Genomic DNA, 8,071 nt, shown 5'->3' on the forward strand with positions numbered 1-8,071 from the left:
GGCTGCCGGCGCTCTATGGTGGCCCGGTGGCCCGTGTCCTCGTGGTCGACGACGACGCCACCGTCGCCGAGATCGTCGACCGCTACCTGCGCAGTGCCGGCTTCGACGTCGACCGGGCCGAGGACGGGCCGACCGCGCTGCGGATGGTCGAGGCCGCCACCCCGGATCTGGTCGTGCTCGACCGGATGCTGCCCGGCCTCGACGGCCTGGAGGTCTGCCGCCGGCTGCGGGAGCTGGCCCCCGTCCCGGTCATCATGCTGTCGGCGCGGGGCGAGGAGGCCGATCGCGTCGCCGGGCTGGAGTGCGGCGTGGACGATTACGTGACCAAACCGTTCTCCCCGCGGGAGATCACGCTGCGGGTGCGGTCGGTGCTGCGCCGGGCCGGTGAGGCGGCACGCCCCGCGCCGGGCGTCCTGCGGGCGGGAGCCGTGGCCGTCGACGTGGCCGCGCGCACCGCCTCCCGCCACGGTGCCCCGCTCGGCCTCACCGTGCGCGAGTTCGACCTGCTGGCGTTCCTGCTGCGCCATCCCGGCCGCGCCTTCACCCGGGCCGAGCTGCTGGAACAGGTGTGGGGGTGGACCTACGGCGACCCCTCGACCGTCACGGTGCACATCCGTCGGCTGCGCGAGAAGGTCGAAGACGACCCGAGAGCACCCCGGCTGCTGGTCACCGTGTGGGGAGTCGGCTACCGGTTCGACCCACCGGCCGCACCCATCCCCGACACGGCCGACCCCGTCGGGCCGACCGGGCCGACCGGGCCGTCGCCCACGGACGACGCCCGGGGCCGGCCGGCCTGGGACGAGGCGACTGCGTGAGCGCGGACCTGCAGATCGTCGGTATCGCCCTGGCCTGCTCGGCGGCCGTCGCTCTCAGCGGCGTCCCGCTGCTGCGCCGACATCGCGCCCGGCCGCTGTGGACCACCGCGCTCGTGCTCTGCGTCGTGCCGGTCGTCGCGGTCGCGGCCGGCGTGGTCGGCACCGCCCGCGCGATGTTCCTCTCCGACCACGACCTGCGGGTGGTGCTGATCGTCGTCGCCGTCTCGGCGCTGGTCGCGGCCCTGAGCGCGGTACGCCTCGGCCGGCCGGTCGTCCGGGCCACCGGTTCGCTGACCCGGGCAGCCGACACCCTCGGGGACCTGTCGTACCAGCCTGCCGGCGACGTCCCGTCCGAGGAACTGGCGGCTCTGGCCCGCACGCTCGACGCCACCCATGTCCGGCTCGTCGAGGCGCGGGACCGGGAACGCGCGCTCGAGGCCAGCCGGCGCGAGCTGGTGGCCTGGATCAGCCACGACCTGCGCACCCCGCTGGCCGGTATCCGGGCCACCGCGGAGGCACTGGCGGACGGCATGGCCGTGGACGCGGCGACGACCGAGCGGTACCACCGGCAGATGCTCGCCGACGCCGAGCGGCTGACCGGCATGGTCGACGACCTGTTCGAACTCGCCCGGCTCCAGGCCGGGGCCCTCCATCTGACGCTGGAGAAGGTCAGCCTCGACGACATCGTGTCGGACGCGGTCGCCGCCGTCGGACCGATCGCCCGCGCCAAACGGGTCACCGTCACCGGCAGCACCGAGGACGCCGTCTACGTGGACGCAGACACCGCCCAGGTCAGCCGGGTGCTGACGAATCTGCTGGTCAACGCCATCCGTCACACCCCCCAGGACGGCACGGTCGAGGTCCGGGTCGCGCGGGGCGGCGGCACGGGGCAGGGCGACGGGACACTCCCCTCCGGGGACGCCCAGGCGATCGTCGCGGTCGCCGACCGGTGCGGGGGGATCCCCGCCGAGGACCTGCCTCGGGTGTTCGACCTCGGCTTCCGTGGGGAGACCGCCCGCACCCCCGGCGACGGTAGCGATCACCCCCACCAGCCGCGGGTGCGGNCACCCCCACCAGCCGCGGGTGCGGTCCGGCATCGGGCTGGCGATCGTCCGGGGCATCGTGGAGGCGCACGGTGGCGACGTCACCGTCCACAACCAGCACGGTGGCTGCCGTTTCGTCATCGCGCTGCCGGCTGCCTGAGCCCCTGCCAGCCAGCACCCTCCCTGTTCTTCCTACCTCTCTTCCTCCCTTCGACCGGCACCGGAGCGAGGCTTCGGGCTTCCCCGGTTCGTAAGATCCGGCTGGCGCCCGCGGCACTAGCGTCGCGGGCATGCGGGTTCTCGTCACCGGCGGCGCCGGTTTCATCGGTTCCCACGTCGTCGACGCGCTCATCGGCGCGGGCCACACCGTTCGGGTACTCGACGCCCTGCTCCCGGCCGTGCACCGGACGAAACCGGAGATCAACGACGCCGCGGAGTTCCTCGTCGGCGACGTCACCGACCGGGCCACGGTGGAGGCGGCGCTCGGCGGGGTGGAGGCCGTCTGCCATCAGGCGGCCATGGTCGGACTGGGCGTCGACCTCGACGACCTGCCGGTCTACGCCACCCACAACGACCTCGGCACAGCGGTCCTGCTGGCCGCGATGGCCCGCCGCGGCACAGGGCGTCTCGTCCTGGCCAGCTCGATGGTCGTCTACGGCGAGGGCGGCTACCGCTGCCCGGCCGACGGGGTGGTGCGCCCCGGACCCCGCCGGCCCGCCGACCTGGACAGCGGCGCCTACGAACCGCCCTGCCCCCGGTGCGAACGTCCGCTGCACAGCATCCCCGTCACCGAGAGCGCCCCACTGGACCCCAGGAACGTCTACGCGGCCACCAAGGTCGCGCAGGAGCACCTCGCGGCCGCGTGGGCCGCGGGCACCGGCGGCACAGCGGTGGCCCTGCGCTACCACAACGTCTACGGCCCGAGGATGCCGCGCGACACCCCTTACGCCGGCGTCGCGTCCATCTTCAGGAGCGCGCTGGAGCGGGGTGAGCCGCCCCTGGTGCATGAGGACGGCGGCCAGCTGCGCGACTTCGTCCACGTCCACGACGTCGCCCGCGCCAACCTGGCGGCGCTACGCCGCCGCCCGGACGCCGGCCACCTCGTCCCGGTCAACGTCGGTTCAGGGCAGGCACACACCGTCGGGGAGATGGCGCGTGTCCTGGCGCACGCGTTCGGCGGGCCCGCGCCCGTCATCACCGGCCAGTACCGGACGGGCGACGTCCGGCACATCGTCGCCTCCTCCGACCGTGCCCGCGACCTTCTCGGCCACCGGGCGACGGTCACCTTCTCCGAAGGGATGGTCGCCTTCGCCCTCGACCCACTCCGCGGCTGAGCGACGACGGCCAGGCCCCCTCAGATCACCTTGGGCGGGAGATGTCGGACGTGTCCCCGGCGGCGGATTCTTGAAACACGTCTGGGACGCCATCCCCGTCCCGGTCGACCGCGTCTTCCTCCTCGATCTTGCGATACACCCGGTTACGCGTGCGCAGTACCACCGCCGCGAGCACGGCGGAGGTCAGGGAGCCCACGAGGATCGCCGCCTTGGCATGCTCATCACGCTCAGTGCCGTCACCGAACGCCAGCTCACCGATCAACAGCGACACAGTGAAGCCCACACCGGCAAGGAGCGCGACGCCGAGAACGTCCCACCAGGACAGGTTCTCGTCCAGCTCGGCACGCGTGAAGCGGGCCAGCAGAAACGTCGAGCCCAGCACCCCGACCAGCTTGCCCACCACCAGCCCCAGCGCCACACCCAGGCCCACCGGATCACGCAGGGCCGCGCCGATCCCCCCGCCCCCTAGCGACACACCGGCCGACATCAGCGCGAAGACCGGGACAGCGACGCCGGCGGACACCGGCCGCCAGAGATGCTCGAACCGCTCAGACATCCCGTGCTGCTCCCCCGAAGCGGGCCGGGTCGGCACCGCGAACCCGAGCAGCACCCCGGCGATGGTGGCGTGCACGCCGGACGCGTGCATGAGCGCCCACGCAACGACCGCGAGCGGCACCAACAGATACCAGCGGGTGATACCCCGGTTGACGACCAGCATGAACACGGCGATCGTCGCGAGCGAGCCGGCCAGCGAGACCAGGCTGAGTGAATCCGTGAAGAACACCACGATGATCACGATGGCGAGGAGGTCGTCGACGACGGCCAGCGTCAGGAGGAACGAGCGGAGCGCCACCGGCAGATGTGTGCTGATCACCGCCAGCACGGCGACCGCGAACGCGATGTCCGTCGCCGTCGGCACAGCCCACCCCTCCAGCGCCCCTCCCGCGGAGACCATGTTGACCAGGGTGTAGATCAGGGCGGGCAGTGCCATCCCGCCGACGGCCGCGATGACGGGCAGGGCCGCTCGGCTCGGCGATCTGAGCTCACCGAGGACGAACTCGCGCTTGAGCTCGAGGCCCACCACAAAGAAGAAGATCGCCAGCAGGCCGTCCGACGCCCAGTGTGCCAGGGACAGGTGCAGGTGCAGTGCTTCCGGACCGAGGTGGGCGTCGGTCAGGGTCTCGTAACCAGCTCGCCAGGGCGAGTTGGCCCAGAGCAGCGCCACCACCGCGCCTGCCAGGAGTAGAAGGCCGCCAACCGTCTCGCTACGCAGTACGTCCGTGACCTGCTGAGCGCGCGACCAAGTCGGCCGCGCCAGCAGCCTACGTGGGGACGATCCGGACCGCTGCGGGCGCTTCCGCCCCTGGATGCCGCGTGAAGCCGCAGCCATATAACCCCTTCCGGGAAGACCAGTCGCATGTGCCGTCTGCGTGTCCGTCACGACCACGTAGAACAGGTCACGTGATGTAGACGGGACAGACGCGTCCCTCATGCCGACCAGACTTCCCGGCGCACCGCCGTTCACAATAGTGCCCGACAGCCCCAGCCGCGACGCATTTCACCCCACTACGGCCGGAAGCCGTACACCGCCGGCCCCGCGACCCCACGAAGATCAGCGTTCGCTCACCAGTGACCGAGCCGCTCACCGACGGAAGCTGGTTGCGAGAACCGCCGGGCGACAGCAAGCGCCGCCGTCTCACGTCCGAGCATTCTGAGAGGACGTGGAGATCGCATGGCGGATCAGGTCAGCCAGGGCTTCGCGATCGTCGAGGACCTCGTCGGGAACGCTGTAGTACGCGCGGACCGTCACGGTCCTTCCAGCCGCCTGGTAGGCGAAAGGCCGCCGGCCCGCCGCCTCCCATGACAGCCGTTCGTCGTCGGCGACTTTGACGAAGAGGGTGTCCATGACCATCCCGACCTGGCGGCCACGGTGGCACAACGCCCAGCCGCCGAAGAACCGTCTGAGCGTCATCCCGTCCGCTGCGTCCTCCACCTGGTCGAGGACGTGCTGGGCGAGCTCCCGGTTTCCGCTCACGGCCGGGTCGACGTGGTGGGGGCCTGCCGCATCGACTCGATGACGAGGGCGGCGACCTGCGCCGAGGAAGCCGGGTTCTGCCCGGTGACGAGCTGACCGTCCCGAATGACGTGAGGGGCGAAGGGCTGGCCCGCGGAGTACCTGGCGCCGAGGGCGCGCAGCCGCTGTTCGAGGGAGAACGGGACGAGACTGGTCGCGGCGACCAGTTCCTCCTCGGCGTCGCTGAAAGCGGTCAGCTGCCGGCCCCGAACGGCCGGGTGTTCCGCGACCTGGGTGTTCAGGAGCCCGGCGGCTCCGTGGCAGACCGCGCCGACGGTCCCGTTCCGAGCGAGTACGGCCGTCAACAGCTCGGCCAGCGGCGGGCTGTCAGGAAAGTCCCACATTGTTCCGTGGCCGCCCACCAGGATGATGCCGTCGAGGCCGATCGCGGCCAGGCCGGCCACGGGTTCGGTCGCGGCCAGGCGGGCAAGCGCGTCGGAGTCGGTACGGAACCGGTCCACCGCGTCGGTGACCGCGGGCGGCGCGAGGCTGGCGGGATCGGCCGGAGGTTGCCCGCCGGCGATCGAGGCCATGGTGACCCCGACGCCGGCGTCGGTCAGCGCGTAGTACGGGGCGGCGAGTTCCTCGTACCAGAAGCCGGTCGGACGATCGGACTCGCCGAAGCGAGCAGTCGAGGTGAGAACGACTGCCACTCTGGGACAGGCCACAGCGAACCTCCAGTTGAACGTGAGCATGCTGAAACAGAGGTCGACGGAATCAACGACCGGCGAGGATGTGGCGGTCGTTGCCATGGGTTGAGCGGATGCGGCTACCGCGCCGCTCTGCGGCGAACCGCTCCGGGTGCATCGATTGCTCTGGGGGCGTCGATCGCTCCGGGCGTGTGGGGTGCGTCGGTCAGCCGGGCGCTTCCCGCAGCGAGGCCACGATGTCCTCGGTGACCTGCCGTAGCCGCGGCCGCTCGGCGCCGGACCGCACCAGGACCAGCACACCCTGGTAGTCGACCAGCAGTCGCAGCCCGAGACGGTCCGCAGGCAGGCCCGTGGGAACCTGGCCGGCCGCGCGGGCACGTGCCACCGCGCCCGCGAAGCCCCGTTCGATCTCCTCCAGCCCTCGCCGCACACCGCGGGTGGTCAGCTCGTCGAGCGCGTAGGACTCCACCGCGCTGTTCGTCACCAGACAGCCCGGATCATGGTCCAGCCCGGTCTCGAACGTCGAGGTGAAGTAACTTCGGATGCCGGACAGCGGGTCGTCGACCCGCTGGAGATGCTCGGCTACCCGCCGGCGGACCACCCGCTCGACGTAGGCGTCCAAAGCCGAACGGAAGATTTCGTCCTTGTTCCCGAACGAGCGGTGCAGACTGCCCGGATGCAGCCCGGTCGCAGCCTCCAGATCCCGTAACGACGTGGCGTGAAACCCCTGGCAGCGGAACAGCTGCATCATCGTCAGCAGAACCTCGTCCGAGTCGAACAGCTGCCGCCGCCCCACCGACACCCCCAGTAGTTGGTCGATCGACCACAAATCTAGCGGGCAGATCGGATCTGTCAACCCGCCGCCGTGGCGGCCTCGTGGACAAGGCGCGGGTGGCCCGGGGGCCAAGTGCAAGGCGGGCCAGCCGCCGTCCGTAGGCATCGCCTACGACAAGGTCGGAAGTTCTTACGAGCCGCGGAAGCCTCCCCCCGTGCCCGTCAGCCGGCGGCCACGCCGGCATACGTTCTCGCACAGTGCATTCACGGCCGAGAGGCCGGTCGGTCCCGGCCGGTCTGTTCCGCGCCCGCCGGGATGGCCGGCATTCCGGCTGGCACCTGGCACCGGGCGGCAGACCGGGCTTTCGAGAGTCGTCAGGCATGGAGGCGGGGAATGACGCGAGCGGAGATCTCGGTCATCGGGGGAACGGGCCTGTACTCGTTCCTCGAGGATGCGACCGACATCCAGGTGACCACGCCGTACGGAGAACCCAGTGACCCGATCGCCGTCGGCAGCCTGGACGGGCGCCCGGTCGCGTTCCTCGCCCGCCACGGCCGTGACCACCGGTTTCCGGCCCACCGGGTGAACTACCGCGCGAACCTCTGGGCGCTTCGCAGCCTCGGCGTCCGGCAGGTGATCGCACCCGCGGCCGTGGGTTCGCTGCGGCCGGAACTCGGCCCGGGCACGTTCGTGCTGCCCGACCAGCTCGTCGACCGCACCTCCGGCCGTGCGACGACCTTCTACGACGAGGGTGCCGTCCACGTGTCCTTCGCCGATCCCTACTGCCCGGCCGCACGGACGTCGGTACTCAAGGCCGGGACCGAGCTCGGTGTCGGCGTCGTCGACGGCGGGACGATGGTGGTCGTACCGGGACCGCGGTTCTCCACCCGGGCGGAGTCCCGCTTCTTCGCAGGCCAGGGATGGTCACTGGTCAACATGACCGGCCATCCGGAGGCGGTTCTCGCCCGCGAGCTCGCGCTCTGCTACGTGTCGATCGCCCTCGTGACAGACCACGACGCCGGTGTCGACGGCGGGACGTCGGTCGCCCAGGCCGACGTCTTCGAGGTCTTCGCGCGTTCCGTCGATACTCTGCGCGAGCTCGTCCGCCTCACGGTGGCCGCCCTCCCGAGCACACGGGAATGCGCCTGCCCCACCGCGCTGGACGGTATGACGCTCCCGCTCACGCTTCCCTGAGGACTGCCCTCACCAGCCCCGGTAACCGCTGGCGGTCCTCATGAGGATGCGACTCGCGGATCGAGGCCGGCATCAGTCCGTCCCCGCCTCGGGCACCACGATGGCCTCCGTTCGTGAGGGCGAGGGTTGATCGCCGACCTGCGGCCCACCTCCCGGGAGGGTCGCGGCCGCCTGCCGAGAGGCGGG

At 71.4% G+C, this 8,071-nt stretch carries 9 protein-coding genes and 1 pseudogene (1 of these 10 running past the window's edge); 5 read left to right on the forward strand and 5 right to left on the reverse strand.

Going from position 1 to position 8,071, the window contains the following annotated elements; genetic code table 11:
* The 4 genes and pseudogenes from FrCorBMG51_RS22240 to FrCorBMG51_RS22250 all read left to right on the forward strand — a co-directional run.
* Nucleotides 1-815 (forward strand): response regulator transcription factor (locus FrCorBMG51_RS22240; protein WP_476742232.1); only part of this gene is annotated, 815 nt, incomplete at its 5' end.
* A gap of 173 nt (nucleotides 816-988) precedes the next feature.
* Nucleotides 989-1,774: pseudogene (locus FrCorBMG51_RS32080) on the forward strand (sensor histidine kinase); the annotation flags it as partial.
* Between the two features lie 124 nt (nucleotides 1,775-1,898).
* A complete protein-coding gene (locus tag FrCorBMG51_RS35145) occupies nucleotides 1,899-2,018 on the forward strand; it encodes an ATP-binding protein (RefSeq protein WP_235433816.1) in 120 nt (39 codons plus the stop codon).
* 130 nt (nucleotides 2,019-2,148) lie between these two features.
* Nucleotides 2,149-3,192 carry an SDR family NAD(P)-dependent oxidoreductase gene (locus FrCorBMG51_RS22250; RefSeq protein ID WP_047224962.1) on the forward strand — a complete coding sequence of 348 codons (1,044 nt, stop codon included), beginning with the start codon at nucleotides 2,149-2,151 and terminating at the stop codon, nucleotides 3,190-3,192.
* A 25-nt stretch (nucleotides 3,193-3,217) separates the two neighbouring features.
* Here FrCorBMG51_RS22250 and nhaA read toward each other — a convergent pair whose 3' ends face one another.
* From nhaA to FrCorBMG51_RS22270, 4 genes are all read right to left on the reverse strand, one after another.
* Complete coding sequence (gene nhaA / locus FrCorBMG51_RS22255; protein ID WP_086055625.1) at nucleotides 3,218-4,582, reverse strand: Na+/H+ antiporter NhaA; 1,365 nt, start codon at nucleotides 4,580-4,582, stop codon at nucleotides 3,218-3,220.
* Nucleotides 4,583-4,888: 306 nt separating this feature from the next.
* A complete protein-coding gene (locus FrCorBMG51_RS22260) occupies nucleotides 4,889-5,227 on the reverse strand; it encodes a TfoX/Sxy family protein (protein ID WP_052914943.1) in 339 nt (112 codons plus the stop codon).
* Nucleotides 5,224-5,934, reverse strand: coding sequence for a type 1 glutamine amidotransferase domain-containing protein (locus FrCorBMG51_RS22265; RefSeq protein ID WP_200902554.1), 711 nt, complete (start codon nucleotides 5,932-5,934; stop codon nucleotides 5,224-5,226). The genes FrCorBMG51_RS22260 and FrCorBMG51_RS22265 overlap by 4 nt, the downstream gene beginning before the upstream one ends.
* 187 nt (nucleotides 5,935-6,121) lie before the next feature.
* On the reverse strand, nucleotides 6,122-6,712 hold the full coding sequence (locus FrCorBMG51_RS22270; RefSeq protein ID WP_047224973.1) for a TetR/AcrR family transcriptional regulator: 591 nt from the start codon (nucleotides 6,710-6,712) through the stop codon (nucleotides 6,122-6,124).
* 372 nt (nucleotides 6,713-7,084) lie between these two features.
* Here FrCorBMG51_RS22270 and FrCorBMG51_RS22275 point away from each other — a divergent pair, with 372 nt between their 5' ends.
* Nucleotides 7,085-7,885, forward strand: a complete 801-nt coding sequence (locus tag FrCorBMG51_RS22275; protein ID WP_047224964.1) for an S-methyl-5'-thioadenosine phosphorylase — start codon at nucleotides 7,085-7,087, stop codon at nucleotides 7,883-7,885.
* Between the two features lie 38 nt (nucleotides 7,886-7,923).
* Here the strand turns inward: FrCorBMG51_RS22275 and FrCorBMG51_RS22280 are convergent, their stop codons facing one another.
* Nucleotides 7,924-8,071 carry the 3' portion of a CBS domain-containing protein gene (locus FrCorBMG51_RS22280; protein ID WP_338052796.1) on the reverse strand. 524 nt of this gene lie beyond the right edge of the window, so 148 of the gene's 672 nt are visible here — the last part of the coding sequence; its start codon lies off the right edge, out of view — the gene reads right to left on this strand; the stop codon is at nucleotides 7,924-7,926.

This window comes from Protofrankia coriariae (assembly GCF_001017755.1).
Lineage (GTDB): Bacteria > Actinomycetota > Actinomycetes > Frankiales > Frankiaceae > Protofrankia > Protofrankia coriariae.

Coding starts and splice junctions, on each gene's coding strand:
- FrCorBMG51_RS22250 (WP_047224962.1), top strand. CDS start 2,149: ATGCGGGTTCTCGTCACCGGCGGCGCCGGTTTCATCGGTTCCCACGTC.
- nhaA (WP_086055625.1), bottom strand. CDS start 4,582: ATGGCTGCGGCTTCACGCGGCATCCAGGGGCGGAAGCGCCCGCAGCGG.
- FrCorBMG51_RS22275 (WP_047224964.1), top strand. CDS start 7,085: ATGACGCGAGCGGAGATCTCGGTCATCGGGGGAACGGGCCTGTACTCG.